Origin of the sequence: Streptomyces sp. NPDC020490, assembly GCF_044335305.1 — a bacterium.
GTDB lineage: Bacteria > Actinomycetota > Actinomycetes > Streptomycetales > Streptomycetaceae > Streptomyces.
Genome location: NZ_JBIRUY010000011.1, coordinates 140949 through 159852 on the forward strand (window position 1 = coordinate 140949; position 18904 = coordinate 159852).

Below are 18904 nucleotides of genomic sequence, written 5' to 3' on the forward strand. Positions count from 1 at the left end.
CCGGGGCCGATTGTCAGACCCCGCCCGTAGAGTCGAAGACGTCTGATCCGACACGACGGGCGGGAGGTGACAGTCGTATGGGCGACACGGCCACGGTGGCCGGGCGCGCGGGGGAGCGGGTGCCGCTCCGGCTGGCGGCCGTCTACCTCCCCGCGCCCCTGCCCCGCGACGGGCGGATCGCCTTCTGGGACCCCGAGGGCGCACCGCTGCCCGCCGAGGACATTGAGGCCACCGAGGACACAGCGGACACCGAGCAGCTCACCGCCGTGACCGAGCTGACCGTCGTACGACAGCACGGCGCGGGCGTACGGCGCCGCACCGCGCCCGCTCTCGCGCTCCCCGTCGGTGAGGCGCTTCCGCTGCTCGCGCGCGCCCGCCGCGACCCGGCCGCCCACCCCGCCACCGCCTGCTGGGGCGCGGCCGCGCTGCACGCCCTGCGGCTCGTCGCCCGGGGCCGCCTGCTGCCCGGCCTGACGTCCGCCGGCCACGACGCCTGGCGGGCCGGCCCCCTCGACCCCGACGACATCGCGCACCTCAGGGCGATCGCCGCGGCCCTGCCGTACGAGGGACACGCCGTCCCGCTGCCCGGCTCCGGCCCGCTGCGGCTGCCCGAGCCGGAGGCGCTGATGCGCTCCTTCCTGGACGCCGTCGCCGACACGCTGCCCCGTACCCCCGCCGCGCCGCACGCCTCCGGCCGGCCCTTCGCCGACCGCCGCCCCCAGCACCTGCCCGGCGCCCACGAGTGGGCCGCCGAGGTCGCCGCCGGCATGGACGCGGGCGTACGCCTCTCGCTCCGCCTGGACCTGTCGGCGTACGAGCTGTTCGACGGCGGCGAGGGCGTGCGCACCGCGGGCGCGGCGGTCGTCCAGGTGCACAGCCTCGCCGACCCCACCCTCGTCGCCGACGCGGCGGCGCTGTGGGCGGGCGAGGCGGACGCGGCGTTCGGCCCACGCGCGCGCGTGGACGCCGCCCTCGCCGTGCGGCGGGCGGCCCGCGTCTGGGCCCCGCTCGACCGGCTCTGCGAGCAGGACGTGCCCGACGTCCTCGCCCTGTCCGACGAGGAACTGGGCGACCTGCTCGGCGTGGCGGGCGCCCGGCTCGCGGCCGCCGGGGTCGCCGTGCACTGGCCCCGGGACCTGGCGCGGGACCTCACCGCGGCCGCGGTGGTCCGCCCCGCCCCGGGCTCCGCCACCGACGGCACCGGCTTCTTCGAGAGCGAGGAACTGCTCCAGTTCCGCTGGCAGTTGGCGCTCGGCGGCGATCCGCTGAGCGAGGCCGAGATGGACGCCCTCGCCGAGGCCCACCGCCCGGTCGTCCGGCTGCGCGACCGCTGGGTGCTCGTCGACCCGGCGCTGGTCCGCAAGGCCCGCAAACGCGAACTGGGCCTGCTGGACCCGGTCGACGCGCTGTCCGCCGCCCTCACCGGCAGCGCCGAGGTCGACGGCGAGACGGTGGAGGCCGTACCGGTCGGCGCCCTGGCCGCCCTGCGCGACCGCCTGACGGCCGGGCTGCGTCCCGCCGAACCGCCGCCGGGCCTGCACGCCACCCTGCGCGACTACCAACTCCGGGGCCTGGCCTGGCTGGACCTCATGACCTCCCTCGGCCTCGGCGGCTGCCTCGCCGACGACATGGGCCTCGGGAAGACGATCACCGTCATCGCCCTGCACCTCGAACGGGCCCGCACCGAACCGACCCTGGTGGTCTGCCCGGCCTCCCTGCTCGGCAACTGGCAGCGCGAGATCACCCGGTTCGCGCCCGGTGTCCCGGTCCGCCGCTTCCACGGCCCCGACCGCAGCCTGGAGGACCTGTCCGGCGGTTTCGTCCTCACCACGTACGGCACGATGCGCACCGCTGCGCCGCTGCTGGCCGGGCAGCGCTGGGGCATGGTCGTCGCGGACGAGGCGCAGCACGTCAAGAACCCCTACTCGGCCACCGCGAAGGCGCTGCGGCTGATCCCGTCCACGGCCCGCGTCGCCCTGACCGGCACGCCGGTCGAGAACAACCTGTCCGAGCTGTGGGCGCTGCTCGACTGGACGACGCCGGGGCTCCTCGGCCCCCTGAAGTCCTTCCGCGCCCGGCACGCCCGCGCGGTGGAGAACGGCGAGGACGAGGAGGCGGTGGCCCGCCTCTCCCGCCTGGTGCGCCCCTTCCTGCTGCGCCGCAAGAAGTCCGACCCCGGCATCGTGCCCGAACTGCCGCCCAAGACGGAGACGGACCGCCCGGTGCCGCTCACCCGCGAACAGGCGGCCCTGTACGAGGCGGTGGTGCGGGAGTCCCTGCTGGCCATCGAGACCGCCGAGGGCATCGCGCGCCGGGGCCTGGTGCTGAAGCTGCTGGGGGCGCTGAAGCAGATCTGCGACCATCCCGCCCTGTACCTGAAGGAGACGGCGGCGCAGGCGCACGGCGAACGCCTGGTCGCCCGCTCCGGGAAGCTGGCCCTCCTCGACGAACTGCTGGACACGCTGCTCGCGGAGGACGGTTCGGCACTGGTCTTCACCCAGTACGTCGGCATGGCCCGCCTGATCATGTCGCACCTCGCCTCCCGCGCGGTCCCGGCCGACTTCCTGCACGGCGGCACGCCGGTCGCGGAGCGCGAGCGCATGGTGGACCGCTTCCAGAGCGGGGCGACCCCCGTCCTGGTGCTGTCGCTGAAGGCCGCGGGCACCGGCCTCAACCTCACCCGCGCCGGTCACGTCATCCACTTCGACCGTTGGTGGAACCCGGCCGTCGAGGAACAGGCCACCGACCGCGCCTACCGCATCGGACAGACCCAGCCGGTCCAGGTCCACCGCCTGATCACCGAGGGCACGGTCGAGGACCGCATCGCCGAGATGCTTCAGGCCAAGCGCGCCCTGGCCGACGCGATCCTCGGCTCCGGCGAGTCGGCGCTCACGGAACTGACGGACCGTGAACTGTCCGACCTGGTGTCCCTGCGGAGGCCGTCATGACCCCCGGCCCGGCCGACGAGGCCCGCCGCGCCCTGCGACAGGCACGGGAACGCCGGGCGGGCGACTCCGACGCGGAGGACACGCCGGTGGAGGCCGCCGAGGGGGCCGCGGGCCGGGCGTCGGAGGTTGAGGGGACCCGGGGAGGGACGCCGCCGACGGAGGACGCCGACGGCCGGTCACCGGGGCCCGGGACATCCGCGCCCGAGCCGCGGCGACCGGCCGACGCCGCCCGCGCGGCGCTGCGGCAGGCGGTCTCCGCCCGGCGTGTCCTGGAAAGCGCCACCGCCGGAGAGATCGCGGAGGCGCAGGCGGCCGACCCGACGCCGACTGGCGCGGCCGGCGGGACACCGCCGGAGGTGACTTCGGCAGAGGGGCGCTCCGTCGACTCGCCCGGCACCGAAGCGGGTTCGCTCGCCGACGGGGGAGCGAGCCGGACCGGTGGCGGGGCGGCAGACCCGGCGGGTGACCGGAAGGCGGGCCGGAGCGCCCGGGACGCCGAGTCCGCCCCCGGCGTCCGCCCCAGTCCGCCCGGAGAAGCTGGGACGCGCGGACCACGTCCCGCGGACATCGCGCGCGAGGCGTTGCGCGCGGCGTTGCGGCAGAGGCAGACGGACGCCGACCGCACGGACGCCGGCCGTCGTAGCGATGACCGTACGGACTCGGACGCCGAGCCGGGGCACGCCGACCGAGTCGATGCGGACCGCCGGATCTCGGATCCCCGCGGCCCGGAGCACCGCGGCCCCGAGCACCGGAACGCCGGGCCCGCCCGTGACTCCCGTCGTCCGTCGGCACGCGCGGCCGGTGGGCCGCAGGCCCGTAGCGTGGGGGAGTTGCTCGCCGGAGCCTTCGGCATGCCTCGCGAGGACGCGACGACCCGGCCGAAGGAAGCCCCCGCCGACAGCGGCCCCGCCCACAGCGGTCACGGCGACGACAGTCACGGCGGCGGTGAGGACGGCGCCGTCCCGGCGTCCCCCGCGGTCCCCACCGTTCCCCGGTCCATGGCCGCCCCCTCCCGCGACGGCGACCTTCGTCGTACCTTCGCCGCCTTCCCGCCCCGCTCGTCGGGCGGTGACGCGCGCTTCGCCGAAACCTGGTGGGGCAACGCCTGGGTGACGGCGTTGGAGGAAGGCGCGCTGGACGCAAAGCGGCTGGCGCGCGGCCGGGGGTACGCCGAGCAGGGCCACGTGGACGCCATCACGGTGACTCCCGGCCTCGTCCTCGCCTACGTCCAGGGCAGCCGCCCGCGCCCCTACCGCGTGCAGGTGCGGCTGCGCACGCTGGACGACGCCGACTGGGACCGGTTCCTGGACGCCGCCGTCGAGCGGCCCGGGCACATCGCCGCGCTGCTGGACAAGGAGTTGCCGCACTCCCTCGCCGAATGCGGAGTGCCGCTGCTGCCGGGCCCAGGCGACCTGGAGCCGCACTGCAGCTGCCCCGATCACGGGCACCCGTGCAAGCACGCCGCGGCCCTGTGCTACCAGACGGCCCGGCTGCTCGACGCCGACCCCTTCGTGCTGCTCCTGCTGCGCGGCCGCGGCGAACGCGAGCTGCTCGACTCCCTCTCCCGCCTCAGCGCCGCGCGCGCGGCCCGCGCCGCCCGGGACCGGGAACCGGCACCGCTGCCCGGCGTACGGGCCACCGACGCCGTCGCCCGGCGACAACTCCCGCCGCTGCCGCCGCCGTTGCCCGTGCCGCCGCATCCCGGGCAGCCGCCGGTCTACCCGGCGGCGCCGGGAGGGCCGGACCCCTTCGCGCTGGACCAGCTGGCGACCGATGCCGCCGCCCGCGCGCACGCCCTGCTCGCCACCGGCCACGACCCGGTGGCCGAGCTGACGCTCTGGCAGGACGCGGTCCGGCTCGCCGCCGCCCGCCCCGGCTCGGGCCTCACCGTGGCCACCCGCGCGCTGTACTCCTCGCTCGCCACGGCCGCCGGGCGCACCCCGGCGGAGTTGGCGCGCGCCGTGGCCGCCTGGCGGCAGGGCGGCCCGGAGGGGCTGGCCGTCCTGGAGGAACCCTGGGATCCGCCGGCCGGCCGCTTCGACCGTGCCCGCCCGCTGCTCCTCGCCGCCGACCTGCCGGCGTTCCGGCCCTGGCACAACCGCCTCACGCACCCGCGCGGCCACGTCCAGCTCCGCCTGGGCCGGGACGGGCTGTGGTACGCGTACGAGTCGGAGCCCGGCCACGACGACTGGTGGCCCCGCGGCACCCCCGACCCGGACCCGGTGGGCGCACTGACGGGCCTCGGCGCGTCAAGCGAAGTGTGAGAACGCCGGACCCCGGCAGGCGGGACGAGCACCGCGACACCTCCCAGAGCCGAAATCGCGATTCCCGGGTCCCGGCCTCTGGCCCCCGGCTTCCGGGCTCCGGGCTCCGGGTTCCGGGCACGGCCGTCGGCTCTCCCCGCCGCCCGCCGCCCGCCGCCCGCCGCCCGGCGCATCGCCGGAGCCGGAAACGCGCAGGGCACCGGCCGTGGTGGTCGGTGCCCTGCCGCCCGCCCCGCCCGCCCCGCCCGCCCCGGCGGCGTGCGGCGGCGTGCGGCGAGGTGCGGTGGCGTGCAGAGAGGCTTCGGACACGCGGCCGGATGCCTGGCGGGTCAGCGGGTGAGGGCGGTTTGCTGCCTGCCGTTGCCTTCGGGTGCGGCGGTGGGAATCTCCTCGTGCTCGCCGGTGCGGTGCTTGTGGGTTCCGATCATGCCGACGGCGGTCAGCAGCGCGGCGATCGCGGCAGCCACACCGCACACCAGGTACGCGGTGCTGAAGCCGCTGCCCAGGGCCTCGAGGGCCACCCCGTGCGCCGCGGAGCCGGGGACGCCGGCCGGCAGGCTGTTCACGGCGATGGGGCCTCCGGCCTCGGCGATCTGGCGTGCCGCCGCCTCCTGGGCGGGCGGCAGGTGCGCCCCGGGCAGGTTGGAGGCGAACGCCGACCCGGCGTTGCTCAGGGCGACCGCGCCGACGACCACGGGGCCGAGGGCGAAGCCGAGGTCCCGCAGCATGTTGGTGGTGGCGCTCGCCATGCCCGCCAGGTTCAGGGGCACGCTGTTGAGCGCCACGGCCGTCACCGAGCTGACGGTCAGGGCGAAGCCGATGCCGATCAGCAGGGCGGGCGCGACGAACGCCCCGAGGTCCGGGTCGGTGACGTCCAGCCGGGTGCACAGCAGGGAGCCGACCGCCATCAGGACGAAACCGCTGGTCAGCAGCCAGGACGGGGCGACCCGGTGGAGCAGGCGCGAGACGATCGGGATGAGCAGGAAGGTGGGTCCCTGCAGGAGCAGGAAGGGGATCGCGACGCGGATCGGGTCCTGGTGCTGCACCGGACCCAGCCACATGCTGGTGGCGAAGCAGGCGCCGAGGAAGGCGAGCATGCCGATGACCGCGACGACGGACGACACCGCGAAGGCCCGGTTGCGGAACAGCTTCAGGTCGAAGATCGGCGACTCGGCCCCCAGTTCCACGACGACGAACCCGGCGAGGAAGCAGATGCCGATGGCGAAGGCGAGCAGGACGGGAAGCGTGGTCCAGCCCGACTCGGGCCCCTCGACCGCGCCGAACAGGACCAGGGTGAGACCGATGGCGAAGGCGATCTGACCGGGCACGTCGAGCTTGCGGCCCTCGGGCGCCTTCGACTCCGTGGCCAGCACCAGGGTGAGCACCGTGCTGACCAGGGCGAGCCCGACGAGGACCCAGAAGGAACCGCGCCACGACCCGATCTTGGCGAACATGCCGCCGAGCAACGGCGAGACGGCCGCGCCCGCGGACAGGAAGCCGCTCCAGACGGCCACGGAGTGCGCCCGTGCCCGCATGGTGCGGGTGACGGCGGTGATCGCGGTGAGTGAGCCGGGGAACATGGCGCCGGCGCCGAGTCCGTTCAGGGCGGCGCCGATCCACAGCACCTGGACGGTGGGGGCGAGCGCGGCCACGCTGCTGCCCGCGGCGACCAGGAGCGTGCCGGCCACGACCAGCCGTCGCCGGCCGAACAGGTCGCCGAGGACGCCGAAGGTGAACTCGAAGCAGACCACGGCGATCATGAACGCCGCGGTGATCCAGGTGAGCTGGGATCCGTGGGTGTGCAGGTCCTCCTGGAAGAGCCCGTTGAGCGAGGCCGGCAGCGCGTTCGCGACCTGGGCCACGAAGACCGCGCTGCAGGCGGCAGCCAGTGTTCCCGCGTAGCCCGGCGTCCGGGCGGCCCCCGCGGTTGGGCCCTGGGACGTCGTCGTCCCGTTGTTGAGCGTCATTGCTGTTTTTCTCCCTGGCTGGGGAAGGCGGGCGTCCCACAGGGGGAGCCTCGAGCGTGTGGAACGGTTCGGCTCCGCGTGCGTGGTGGGGGAGGCAGGGCACGACGCGAGTCCGGCGCGATGCCGTGGAGAATGACACTCGCTTTACGTCGCGTCAATGATTTGTTCGTAATCTAAGCCGAACAAGCATCATGTAAAGAGAGCCTGCTCCGGCGTCGCTCCGGCGTCGCTCCGGCGTCGCTCCGGCGTCGCTCCGGCGTCGCTCCTGCGTCCGCTCCGGTGCCCGCTCGGCGACAGGGCCAGGTCAGCAAGGGGGGAAGCGGGGGAAGTCGGGTCAGAGGGGTGAGGTGGAGTGCTCGGCCAGGTCCTTCTCCAGGGCGTGCGCCGTGGCGGCCAGAGTCGCGGCCAGCGACTGGAGGCGGTGGGGGTCGTAGCGCACGCTGGGCATGGACACCGACAGGCCGGCCACCGCGGTGCCGTCCCGGTCGCGCACCGGCACGCCGACGGCGACGAGGCCGCGCTCGGAGCGCTCCTTGTTCACCGCGAACCCGTTGCGGCGCAGGCGCCTCAGCTCGGTGCGCAGCCGGCCGAGGTCAGGACGGTCGGCCGGACGGTCGCGGTAGCGCTCGGGGGCGTAGACCTCCTCAAGCTCCGCGTCGGTCAGGTCGGCGAGCAGGAGCAGTCCCGCCGTAGTGCGGTGGGCCGGGAACACCATGCCCTCCCGGGAACCGACCCGCAGCGCCTGCCGGCACTCGACGCTGGCGATGAACCGGGCCGTGTCCCCGGTGCGCACGGTCAGGTTCGTCGTCTCGTCCAGCAGGTCGACGACCCGGTGCAGGTGGGGCAGCGCCGCGGCGCGCAGCCGCGACACGAGCGACTGGCTGTGCGCGGCCAGTTCCAGCACCGGCCCCGCCCGGTAGACGCGGTCCTCGTCCTGAACGGCGAAGTCCCGGTAGACGAGCATCGCCAGCACCCGGTGGGCCGTCGACCGGGCCACGCCCAGCCGCTCGGCGATCTGCGACACCGTCGCGCCGCCCTCCATCTGCAGGATGGTCGCCGCCCGCAGCGCGTGGTCCACGCTGGCGATGGGATACGGCGGCGGCGTCTTGAGCGGCTTGTCCATCGTTGGTCCTCCAGGTCGCCGGGCTTGCTGGATTCCGGCTGAATTCTGCTCTCCAGAATCTGTCTGTTCTCCTGAAGGACAGGATGCACCCTGCGGAGTGTGACTCAGTCCTCCATCGCCCAAGACAACGCAACGGGTTCCCCGGTCCGGCTCCAGGCCGTCACCGCCGAGGGGCAGCCCGAGGTCACCCCGGCGCTCGAAGAGCTGTACCGGGGCTTCGAGAGCGAGTTGCTCGTACCGCTGTGGACCGAGATCGGCGACCTCATGCCGGCCCACCCGCGCTCCCGCGCCGTGCCGCACCTGTGGCGCTGGCAGCGGCTGCGGGAACTGGCCGCCCAGGCCGGCGACCTGGTCCCCGTCGGCCGCGGCGGTGAGCGCCGGGCCATCGCGCTGGCCAACCCCTCCCTCGGCGGCAGGCCCTTCGCCACCCCGACGCTGTGGGCGGCGATCCAGTACCTGATGCCCGGCGAGGACGCCCCCGAGCACCGCCACACCCAGCACGCCTTCCGCTTCGTCGTCGAGGGCGAGGGCGTGTGGACGGTCGTCGGACGCGACCCGGTGGCCATGCGGCGCGGCGACTTCCTCCCGCAGGCGGGCTGGAACTGGCACGCCCACCACAACGCCACCGCCGAGCCGATGGCCTGGATCGACGGACTGGACATCCCCTTCCAGTACGCCACCGAGACCCAGTTCTTCGAGTTCGGCCGGGACGAGATCACCGACGCGGAACGGATCACCCCCGAGCGTTCCCGCTCCGAGCGCCTGTGGGGCCACCCCGGCCTGCGCCCGCTCTCCGTGGGCGCCACCGCTCCCGGCTCGCCGCTGCTGGCCTACCGCTGGGAGCACACCGACCGCGCCCTGGCCGACCAGCTCGCCCTGGAGGCCGAGGGCTTCGCCGGCACCGTCGAGCCCGGTCACGCGGCCGTCCGCTTCACCGACCCGGCCACCGGCGCCGACGTGCTGCCCACCATCCGCGCCGAGATGCACCGGATCGCCCGCGGCGCCGAGACCGCGCCGGTGCGCGGGACCGGCTCGTCGGTCTACCAGGTCTTCGACGGCTCCGGCACCGTCACCGTCGGCGACACCTCCTGGTCGGTCACCCGCGGCGACCTGTTCGTCGTGCCGTCCTGGCAGCCGCTCTCCGTGCGCTCCGAGGCCGGCGCCACCGACTCCGACTCCGGCGCGCTGGACCTGTTCCGGTTCAGCGACGCCCCGATCTTCGAGGCCCTCCGGCTCGACCGCACCCACGTGGAAGGAACCACCCGATGAAGCTCGCCACCCTCCGCACCGGCGGCACCACCCGGGCCGTCCGGCTCGACGGCGACACCCTGGTCGACCTCGGCGTCCCGGACCTGGGCGCCCTGCTCGCCCAGGAGGGCTGGGCCGAGCACGCCGGCACGGCGACCGGACAGACGTACGACCTGGCCGGCGCCGACTTCGCGCCGCTGGTCCCGCAGCCGTCGAAGATCGTGTGCGTCGGCCTGAACTACCGCAACCACATCCAGGAGATGGGCCGCGACCTGCCCGAACACCCCACCCTCTTCGCCAAGTTCGCCGACTCGCTGATCGGCGCGGGCGACGACATCGTGCGCCCCGAGGAGACCGGGCAGTTCGACTGGGAGGTCGAGCTCGCCGTCGTCGTCGGAGCGCCGGTGCGCCGGGCCCGGGGCGAGCAGGCCGAGCGCGCCATCGCGGGCTTCACCGTGCTGAACGACATCACCTGCCGCGACTGGCAGTTCCGCACCCGCGAGTGGCTGCAGGGCAAGGTGTGGGACTCCACCACGCCCGTCGGCCCGTACCTCGTCACCCCCGACGAGCTGCCGGGCGGGGTCCGCCCGTCGCTGGACGTGCGCCTGCTCGTCGACGGCGAGGTCATGCAGTCCGACACCACCGGCGACCTGCTCTTCGACCCGGTCACCCTGGTCGAGTACGTCTCCACCGTCGTCCGCCTCAACCCCGGCGACATCATCGCCACCGGCACCCCCGGCGGCGTCGGCCACGCCCGCAGGCCCGAGCGCTACCTCCTCGGCGGCGAGACCGTCGTCGCCGAGATCGACGGCATCGGCCGCCTGGAGAACCGGGTCGTCAAGGAGAACGCCTCCTGATGTCCCGGACCTTCGACGACGCCCGCCGCTGGGCCCGGCTCGGCACCGAGCTGGTGATCAAGGCCGCCGCCGGACTGGACGACGACGCCTTCGCCGCGCCGAGCGCCCTGCCCGGCTGGAGCCGGGCGCACGTGGCGGCGCACGTCGCCGCCAACGCCGAGGCGCTGTCCAACCTGGTGCACTGGGCCGCCACCGGCGAACCCACACCGATGTACGCCTCGGCCGAGGAACGCGCCGCCGGCATCGAACGGGGCCGCGCCCTGCCGGCCGCCGAGCTGGCCGCGTGGCTGCACGACTCCGCGGACAGGCTGGAGAAGAGGATGGCGGCCCTCGACGAGGAGCGGTGGCGCGCGCAGGTCGTCACCGCGCAGGGCCGGACCGTGCCGGCCACCGAGGTGCCCTGGCTGCGCTCCCGCGAGGTGTGCGTGCACGCCGTCGACCTGGCGGACGGCGTGACCTTCGCCGACCTGCCGGACGACTTCCTCACCGCTCTGTGCGACGACGTCGTCGCCAAGCGCGCCGCGGCCCCCGGCCCGGCCGTGACCCTGCGCGCCCCGGCCACCGGAGCCGCGTGGGACCTGCCGGGCGCCGGCGAAGCCGTCCCGGTCACCGGGGAGCTGCACGCCATCGCGGCCTACCTGACCGGGCGGGACGCCGGCCCGCTCACCGCGGACGGGACGCCCGCCCCCGCGCTGGGCGCCTGGCTCTGACCCGGGGCCCGCCCGCCCCGCGACCGAAGGAACAGATCATGAAACCCCAATCCACCCCCGCCGGGCGGCCCGACGTCCTCGTGGTCGGCGGCGGCATCGGCGGCCTCAGCTCCGCCTTCGCCCTGGCCCGCCGGGGACTGCGCGTGCGCGTCCTCGAACGGGCCCCGCAGTTCGGCGAGGTGGGCGCCGGCCTGCAGATCGGCCCCAACTGCACCCGCATCCTCGACCAGTACGGCCTGCTCGACGAGGCCAAGGAACTCGGCGTCGTCCCCGAGAACATGGTCATGCGCGACGCGCTCGACTCCCGGGAACTGACCCGGCTCGACCTGCGCGACCTCGAACGCCGCTACGGCTTCCCGTACATGGTCATCCACCGCAGCGACCTGCACGGCATCTTCCTGCGCGCCTGCGAGCGCGCGGGCGTCGAGCTGCTGACCGACCAGACGGTCATCGGCTACGAGAACACCGGGGACGGCGCCCGGGTCCTCCTCGAGAACGGCCGCGTCGAGGCCGCCGAACTGGTCATCGCGGCCGACGGACTGCACTCCGTGGCCCGCCGCCTGCTGGTCGGCGACGACGTGGTCAGCTCCAACTACGTCGCCTACCGCGCCGCCGTCCCGATCGAGCAGGTCCGGGACAACGGCGTCGCCGAGAAGGACGTCACCGTCTACATCGGCCCCCGCTGCCACTTCGTCCAGTACGCCCTGCGCGGCGGCGACATGTTCAACCAGGTCGCCGTGTTCGAGTCGCCCAAGGCCCTGGCCGGCCAGGACGACTGGGGCACGCCCGACGAACTGGACGCGGCCTTCGAGGCGACCTGCGACACCGTGCGCAAGGGCATCCCGCTGATGTGGCGGGACCGCTGGTGGCGGATGTTCGACCGCGACCCCATCGAGACCTGGGTGCACGGGCGCATCGCCCTGCTCGGCGACGCCGCCCACCCGCCGCTGCAGTACATGGCGCAGGGCGCGATCATGGCGATCGAGGACGGCTGGGTGCTCGCCGAGCACTACGCCCGGCTGACCGGGGCCGCCGAAGCGGGCGCCCGGCCCGACTGGGACGCCGCGCTGGTGGCGTACGAGGCGGTCCGGGTGGAGCACTGCCGCCGGGTGCAGAGCACGGGCCGGGTCTGGGGCGAGCTGTGGCACCTCGACGGCACGCCACGGCTGCAGCGCAACGCGATCATGCGGGCGCGGGACACCTACGACTACTCCTTCACCGACTGGGTCTACGGCCCGACCGCGCTGACGCCGGACGAGGAGCCCCCCATGTTCACGCCGATCCCGCTGTCCTCGGCGGTCGTCGACGACCCGGAGGGCGCACCGCTGACGGCGACGGGGAGCGGCGCGTCCTGAGCGGCGCCTCCCCTCCCGGCCGGATGCGCGCACCCGCCAACCCGGCCGCGCGCATCCCCGCCCCGGCCGGCCGCGCTCCCCGCGTGGCCGGCCGGGGCGGGGGCCGTCGGGCGGCGCTACGGCGCAGGCGGCCGTGTGGTCGCCACCGGTCCCCGAGGATATATTTGGCAAAACGGGAATTCCCGATATGTGATGCCGAATTCCCTGTATGTGCCGTTGCATCGCGCCGCATCCGGATTCCGGCCGCACGGTCGGAATTCCCGAGGGGCTGGGAGTGCGATATGGGCATCATGCCCCTTCCCCCGAGACGGGGTCTGTTCGTCCCAGGAGTGCGTGGCTCCCTTCCGTCGTACCGTTCCGTTCGGCGTGCACGCCGGCGGAGGCCGGGGGGCGGCGGGCGCACGGCGGCCCTCTTCGCACTCGCGGCCGGGATGTACGCGGCCGTCTTGGCGGCGGTGCTCACCCGGTCGCCCCTGCTGGAGTTCGACTGGCGCGTGGCCATGTGGCGGCCGTACCGGCAATGGCCGCAGCCGGCCGGGCTGCTGGGCGTCCTCGTCGTCGCGGGGCAGCGAGGTCCGACGGCGACCGTGGCGGCGGCGTGGCTGGGGTGGGGCTTCCGGCGCAGCCGGGACCCGCGCCCGCTGCTGGTCCTCCTGGCCGCGCTGGTGCTGCTCAATGTGAGCGTCGGCGCGGTCAAACTCGGCACCGGGCGCGTGGGGCCCGACTACGCGCACGCCTTCGGATCCCCCGAGTTCTTCCGGGGCGGCGACATGTTCCCGTCCGGGCACACGGCCAACAGCGTCGTCGTGTGGGGGACGCTGGCCCACCTCGCCCCGCGCCGCCGCAGAGCGGCGGGGGCGCTGGCCGCGCTGGCCGCCCTCGCGGTCGGGCTGACCACCGTCTACCAGGGCTACCACTGGTTCAGCGACGCCCTGGGCGGCTGGATCGCCGGCGCGCTGGTGCTGCTGGCGCTGCCGCTCTGCGAGCGCTTCGCCGAGCGTCTGACCGTATGGGCCGGCAGGCTCCGCGAGCGGCCGCGGCCCGCTCCCGTGCCGTGGCCGGCCCCCGTGGCGGCCGTGGCCGGCGGGGCGCCGAGGGCCTGCGGGCGCGCGGCGCTGTGCCGGGCCGCGCCGTCTTCCGCGGGCGCGGCGCTCGCCTCGCATCCCCGGGTGTGGAATGAGCGCGGGCCGCCGCGGGTTCCCGGTATGTCCTAAAAATCCGTTCATGTTCCCTGTTGGCTGGGAAGTGGAGGGAAAGCAGGGACGATGCCGGCCGTGTCGGCCGCGGGCACGTACCGCGCAGCAGTCGTGGTGGCGCCTCGAGCCGGTGCTCGACAACGGAGATCATCAGTGGCAGTGCATGTTCTGATCGCGGAGGACCATGCGGTGGTCCGGCAGGGCTTGCGGGACTTCCTGAGCCTTGACGGTGACATCGCGGTGGCCGGTGAGACGACCAATGGCCGGGAGGCTGTTCGCCTGGCCCGGGAGCTGAGCCCGGACGTGGTGCTGATGGACCTGATGCTGCCCGTCATGGACGGCATCGAGGCCACGGAGCAGATCCGCGAGGAACTGCCCGAGGTCAGGGTCGTGGCGCTGACGAGCGCGCTCGACGGGGGCATCGTGATGGCGGCGGTGCGGGCGGGCGCGACGGGTTTCCTGCTGAAGAACGCGGAGGCCGACGAACTGCGGCACGCGGTGAAGGCCGCGGCGGCGGGCAAGACGTACGTCTCCAGCGCGGCGGTCGCCCGCCTGGTGGACCAGGTCAACGGCGCGGGCGGGCCGGAGCGTCTCACCGAGCGCGAGTCCGAGGTACTGGTCATGCTGGCCCGCGGCAAGGCGAACAAGGAGATCGCCCGCGAGCTGGGCATAGGGCAGCAGACCGTGAAGACGTACGTCAGCCACATCTTCGACAAGCTCGGCGTGCACAGCCGGACCCAGGCGGTCGCCCACGCCCTGCGGCTGGGGCTCGTGCCGTCCGGTGAACTCGCCCAAGGTCTCGTCGCGGTGGACGACTACCCGTGGTCGGCGTGACGGAGGCGTCCAGCCGCACCGCCCCGGCCGACGCCGCCCGTGCGGCGGCGCCGCGGAAGCGGGCGGGTACGGCTGAGAGGCCACGGGCACGAATGCCCGCGGCCTCTCACGCTCACCGGTCACCCGGTGGTGTGCGGTGGATCACCGCTGTGAAGGGGGTCGCCGCGATTACCGCTGCGAGGAATCCGCCGTCTTCTTCGCCGCCGGCAGTCGCTCCTGGTAGACGGAGAGCAGGTCCTTCTTGCCCTGGTCCAGCGTCTTCCAGTCGTTCTGGAGAACGCCGCCGGTGTCACCCGAGTCCGGGTTCCAGCACCAGTAGGTGTAGCTCATGCCGTTCTTCTTCAGGTACTGCATGAGGCTCTGCTGCCAGACGGCCTCGGTGCTCTTGCCGGCGCTCTTCCGGCCACCGAACTCGCCGAGCAGCACGGGAGCGATGTTCTCCTTCTTGACGAAGCCCCAGTGCTTGTCCCAGAAGGCGGGCATGTTGTTCGGGAAGTCCTTGTCCATGAACCAGTTCTGGTTGTAGACGCCCGGCCCGTAGTCGTGCGCGGAGTACACGACCTTATTGGCTTCCTTGAGCTTGACCGGGTGGTCCTTGACGCCCCGCAGCTCGCCGCCCCACCAGGTGGTCTCGTTCTTGTAGTTGTCGTTGCCCTCGACGAAGATCAGCCAGTCGGGGTTGACCGAGTGGATGGTGTTGCCGGCCTTCTCGGAGGCCATCTTCCAGTCGGTCTTGGGGTTGCCGTCACCCCAGGTGGCCTGGCCGCGCGGCTCGTTGTGCAGGTCCGCGCCGATGACCTTGTCGTTGTTCTTGTAGCGCTCGGCGAGCATCTTCCAGTCGGACAGCCACTTGCTCTCGGGGACCTTCTCGGTGTACCAGAGCTCGCTCTGGCCGTACTGGTCCGGGCGGTGCTGGTCGAGGATGACCATCATCCCGCGCTTGGTGGCAGCGTCGACGACCTTGTCCATGATCTGCAGGCCGTTGAGGCCCTTGAGGTCGGGGTTCTGCTTGAAGTCGATGCCGTTGGGCTTGCTCTTGGCGTCGAACAGCTCGTTGGAGTACGGCAGCCGGAGGGTGTTGAACCCGGTGTCGACCATCTGATCGACCATGGAGTCGAGGTTGCGGGTCCACAGTCCGTGCGGCGCGAACGTGCCGGTTTCCAGGCCGAACCAGTTGACGCCGGTCAGCACCACCTTCTTGCCGTTGGCGTCGACGATGTCGCCACCCTTGGTGTGCAGTGCGCCGTGCACCCCGGAAACGGTGTCCTTCTTGGCGGAGCCGCTCACGGAATCCACTGTAAACGCGGTGACGGTTCCGCCGATCGCGGCGGCCGTGACAGCCGCTGCCGTGACGCTCAGCACCAGCCGCCGCCGACCACGACCCGGCTTCTTCTCAGCGGCCGCGGATTCGGGCATGGGATTGGTCGAGTCGTTGTTCTTTCCCAGGGGGGAATTCATGAGGTAAGACTCCTGAGGAATTCGATTACGTCGGACTTGAGGATGCCGATGCCGGGTGTTTTTGCCGACGGCTCCGGGCACTCTTCACACGGCTCGGTGGCGGTCGAAATAAAGACCAGAAATGCCGTGGGAAGGAGTTCGCCGAGTCGTTGGGCCTGCCGGTCCGGCGTGTCCGCGTCGATCAGGACCACGTCCGGCATTAGCTCACTGACCAGTGGCATTGCCTCGGCGATGGTGGTGAAGGCCCCCGCGAGTTCACATCCGGGCTCGTCCTCTACGAGATCGGAAAGGGCCGCCCGTACCTGCGGATGAGGCTCCACGACGAGAACTCTTTTCATGGGCGGTGGGCTCCTTCGGACTTCTTGCTGCGTTGCCCACGACACTAGGAAAAGAGTTCTGGTCAAATCTTCCTGCGACCGGTCGAATTCCATGCACGCTAAACGGCCGAATTCGGTCTACCTCAATTGAAGTAGACCGAATTCGGCCGTTTGGTTACTTATATGAGTTATGTGCTGAAGGTGATGATGTGGGGTTTATGTCCGGTTATCGGGCGAGCCGGTAGGCGTACCGCGCGTCGAAGGTCCCCGCGGCCGCCGCGCACCCGTCGGCCTGTCCCGGCGGCTTCACCCACAGGTAGGCGTCGACGCCGCGCACCCCGGTGTCGGTCGTCGGGGCCCGTCCCAGGCGCCGGCCCGCCGGATCGCAGGCGTGGTGGCCCCGGGCCGGACCGGCGCCGTTGCGGCTGGTGTCGATCACCATGGTCAGGCGGGTGCTGTCCAGTTCCCGGAGCACCGAGCGGCCGTAGCGGATCTCGTCACGGGTCCGGTTGAAGTTGGACACGTTCAGCGCGATGCCGTCCGCGTAGCGGGTGACACCGGCGCGCCTGAGCCGGTCGGCCATGGTCCGGGCGGGCTGCCAGCCGGAGTTGCCCGCGTCGTAGTAGACCTTGGCGCCCGGGGCGTCGCGGCGGAGCACCTGGCCCGCGTAGAACAGGGACGCGAAGCGGATCTTCCGCTCCCGGGCGTTGAGGCAGTCGGCGAGCGCGAGGGCGTCCGGTTCGAGGACCACCAGCGCGCGCGTGGCGCCGATCCCGCGGGCGAAGCCCCTGATCCAGTCACGGTAGGCGGCCAGATCACCGGTGCCGCCGCTGCTGTGCCCGGAGCAGTCGCGGCGGTGCACGGCGTAGGCGACCAGGACCGGCAGCTCGCCCCGCGCCCGGGCCGCGCCGACCACGGCGCGCACCTGGCTCTCCACCTGCGACGGATCCGCGTCGGTGAACCAGGTCCCCTGGGGCCGGGAGGCGATGCGCTTGCGGATGACCGCCGCCCGGGGGTCGTCGGCGTGTTCCCGCACCCAGCCGGCGGCCGGGGTGTCCGGGGCGGTGTAGAGGCGGGCCGTGGCGGGCAGACGCGGCTCCGGCAGGGCGCGGGGCGGGGCGGCCCCGGTGCCCGGGGCCGGGAGGAACGGCGCGGCCGTTGCCGCGGCGACCGCCACGAGCAGGCCGAGAGAGGCCAGCAGAGCCGTCAGCCGCACCCCCAGCGGACGGGAAAGCGCGCGCCCCGGGGCCGGTGTTTCGGGGCGCGCGCGCTCGGGGGCGGGCTCGCTCAACCGGGTCGTCATTCGTCGTCCGACGCGGTGACGCTGCGGCGGATCAGGAACCAGGCGGCGACGGCCAGGACGAGCGTCGTCGCGGCCACGGCCAGCACGACCAGGATCGGCCCGGTGTCGGAGGCGTGACGGACGCCGATGCCCGCCGCCTGGGCGTTCGCCGGCGCGGCCGCGTCGGAGCCGGACGGGGCGGCACGCCGCGACAGCGCCGCCGCGGGGGCCACGGTCCCCCAGCCGTACCGCGCGTTCCAGTCCGCCTTGCCCCGCTCGGTGGCCGTCTCGGTCAGTGACCGGGTGACCTGCTCGACGGTCCACTTCGGGTGGTCGGAGCGCAGCAGCGCGGCCGAGCCCGCCACCCAGGCCGCCGCGAACCCGGTGCCGGTGCCGGTCCAGTAGTCGTGGCTCCTGGCGGTGGTCAGGATGTCGACACCCGGCGCCGCCAGGTCCACGTCCTTGCCGCGGTGCGAGTCAGGCCAGACCGTGCCCTTCTTGTCGACCGCCGTGACCGAGAGGACCTCCGGATAGGCGGCCGGGTAGGTCACCGCGTTCCCTTTCCCGCCCGTGTCGCCCGCACCGGCCACGACCAGGGCGTCCCGGTCGGCCGCGAACTTGACGGCCGTCCTGAGGTCGTCGCTCGGGCGGCGGAAGCCGACGGTGACGTCGATGACCCCGGCCCCCTGCCGCGCGGCGTCCATGATCGCCCTGGCGGTCGCGGCGGTCAGGGCCGTGTTGTCGCGGTAGACCCGGAAGGGGAGTATGCGCGCCTCCGGAGCGAGCCCGACCAGGCCGTCGCCGCCGTAGTTGCGGCCGGTTCCGGCGATCACGCCCGCCGCGTGGGTGCCCTGTACCGGGGCGGACCCCTCGTCGTGCGTGGCGTTGACGTCCTTGCTCCTGACCACGCGGCCCCGCAGGTCGGGATGGGAGGCCTCGACGCCGGTGCCGATCACCGCTACCGTCACGCCCTCCCCCCTGGAGGTCTCCCAGGCCCGGTCGGCCTTGAGGGCGTGCAACGCCCATTCGGAATCGCGTAGCCCTCCGGAGCCCGCCGAAGCGGCTGTGCCCGAGAGGACGGCCAGAGCCGTCGCCGCGACGGCTGCTCCGGCGCGGGCGGCTAGCCTGGAACGTGCGTTGGAACGACCGGCCATATGAGGCACCTACCTCTGCTGCTGGGCCATGGGCCGGGCCGCCGAGACTGGGCCGGCGGCCCGGTGGTCCCGGCCCCGCCGCTCCCACCGGGAGGGCCGGGCCGGGACATCCCTGCGCGCTCCACTTTCCGCAGGGGGAGAAGGGCGTTGCACCCGCCAACGGGGGAGGAGGCGCTCCCCCCTTCGGGTGA

Annotated in this window: 14 protein-coding genes; 8 read left to right on the forward strand and 6 right to left on the reverse strand. The window is 73.6% G+C overall.

The genetic code is table 11. The features are described 5' to 3' along the window. Nucleotides 1–77 precede the first annotated feature (77 nt). Entirely contained in the window at nucleotides 78–2948 is a 2871-nt protein-coding gene (locus ACH4ZX_RS14440) for an SNF2-related protein (protein WP_398272039.1), read from the forward strand. After that, the gene (locus ACH4ZX_RS14445; protein ID WP_398272041.1) at nucleotides 2945–5212 is read left to right on the forward strand and encodes an SWIM zinc finger family protein; all 2268 of its coding nucleotides are present in this window, start codon (nucleotides 2945–2947) and stop codon (nucleotides 5210–5212) included. Before ACH4ZX_RS14440 ends, ACH4ZX_RS14445 begins: the two co-directional genes overlap by 4 nt. Before the next feature lie 329 nt (nucleotides 5213–5541). On the opposite strand, the gene ACH4ZX_RS14450 is transcribed toward ACH4ZX_RS14445, so the two are convergent. Together ACH4ZX_RS14450 and ACH4ZX_RS14455 are read right to left on the reverse strand one after the other, a co-directional pair. Continuing rightward, nucleotides 5542–7179: an MFS transporter gene (locus tag ACH4ZX_RS14450; RefSeq protein ID WP_398272043.1), complete on the reverse strand. Its 1638-nt coding sequence runs from the start codon at nucleotides 7177–7179 to the stop codon at nucleotides 5542–5544. Nucleotides 7180–7513: 334 nt separating this feature from the next. Next, nucleotides 7514–8302: an IclR family transcriptional regulator gene (locus ACH4ZX_RS14455; protein WP_398272045.1), complete on the reverse strand. Its 789-nt coding sequence runs from the start codon at nucleotides 8300–8302 to the stop codon at nucleotides 7514–7516. A 99-nt stretch (nucleotides 8303–8401) separates the two neighbouring features. Here ACH4ZX_RS14455 and ACH4ZX_RS14460 point away from each other — a divergent pair, with 99 nt between their 5' ends. From ACH4ZX_RS14460 to ACH4ZX_RS14485, 6 genes are all read left to right on the forward strand, one after another. Next, complete coding sequence (locus ACH4ZX_RS14460; protein WP_398272047.1) at nucleotides 8402–9571, forward strand: cupin domain-containing protein; 1170 nt, start codon at nucleotides 8402–8404, stop codon at nucleotides 9569–9571. Next, nucleotides 9568–10407 (forward strand): fumarylacetoacetate hydrolase family protein, encoded by an 840-nt coding sequence (locus ACH4ZX_RS14465; protein ID WP_398272049.1) that lies wholly within the window; start codon nucleotides 9568–9570, stop codon nucleotides 10405–10407. Before ACH4ZX_RS14460 ends, ACH4ZX_RS14465 begins: the two co-directional genes overlap by 4 nt. Continuing rightward, entirely contained in the window at nucleotides 10407–11117 is a 711-nt protein-coding gene (locus ACH4ZX_RS14470; RefSeq protein WP_398272051.1) for a maleylpyruvate isomerase family mycothiol-dependent enzyme, read from the forward strand. Before ACH4ZX_RS14465 ends, ACH4ZX_RS14470 begins: the two co-directional genes overlap by 1 nt. A 38-nt stretch (nucleotides 11118–11155) precedes the next feature. Then, on the forward strand, nucleotides 11156–12472 hold the full coding sequence (locus ACH4ZX_RS14475) for an FAD-dependent oxidoreductase (protein WP_398272053.1): 1317 nt from the start codon (nucleotides 11156–11158) through the stop codon (nucleotides 12470–12472). A gap of 431 nt (nucleotides 12473–12903) precedes the next feature. Beyond that, the gene (locus tag ACH4ZX_RS14480) at nucleotides 12904–13686 is read left to right on the forward strand and encodes a phosphatase PAP2 family protein (protein ID WP_398272055.1); all 783 of its coding nucleotides are present in this window, start codon (nucleotides 12904–12906) and stop codon (nucleotides 13684–13686) included. A 135-nt stretch (nucleotides 13687–13821) separates the two neighbouring features. Then, entirely contained in the window at nucleotides 13822–14502 is a 681-nt protein-coding gene (locus tag ACH4ZX_RS14485) for a response regulator (protein WP_398272057.1), read from the forward strand. Nucleotides 14503–14670: 168 nt separating this feature from the next. On the opposite strand, the gene ACH4ZX_RS14490 is transcribed toward ACH4ZX_RS14485, so the two are convergent. From ACH4ZX_RS14490 to ACH4ZX_RS14505, 4 genes are all read right to left on the reverse strand, one after another. Then, nucleotides 14671–15960, reverse strand: a complete 1290-nt coding sequence (locus ACH4ZX_RS14490; RefSeq protein WP_398272059.1) for a glycoside hydrolase family 5 protein — start codon at nucleotides 15958–15960, stop codon at nucleotides 14671–14673. After that, nucleotides 15957–16298, reverse strand: coding sequence for a DNA-binding response regulator (locus ACH4ZX_RS14495; protein WP_360743000.1), 342 nt, complete (start codon nucleotides 16296–16298; stop codon nucleotides 15957–15959). Before ACH4ZX_RS14495 ends, ACH4ZX_RS14490 begins: the two co-directional genes overlap by 4 nt. Before the next feature lie 205 nt (nucleotides 16299–16503). Continuing rightward, entirely contained in the window at nucleotides 16504–17568 is a 1065-nt protein-coding gene (locus ACH4ZX_RS14500; RefSeq protein ID WP_398272061.1) for a glycoside hydrolase family 6 protein, read from the reverse strand. 8 nt (nucleotides 17569–17576) lie between these two features. Next, the gene (locus tag ACH4ZX_RS14505; RefSeq protein ID WP_398272063.1) at nucleotides 17577–18527 is read right to left on the reverse strand and encodes a S8 family serine peptidase; all 951 of its coding nucleotides are present in this window, start codon (nucleotides 18525–18527) and stop codon (nucleotides 17577–17579) included. Nucleotides 18528–18904 lie beyond the last annotated feature (377 nt).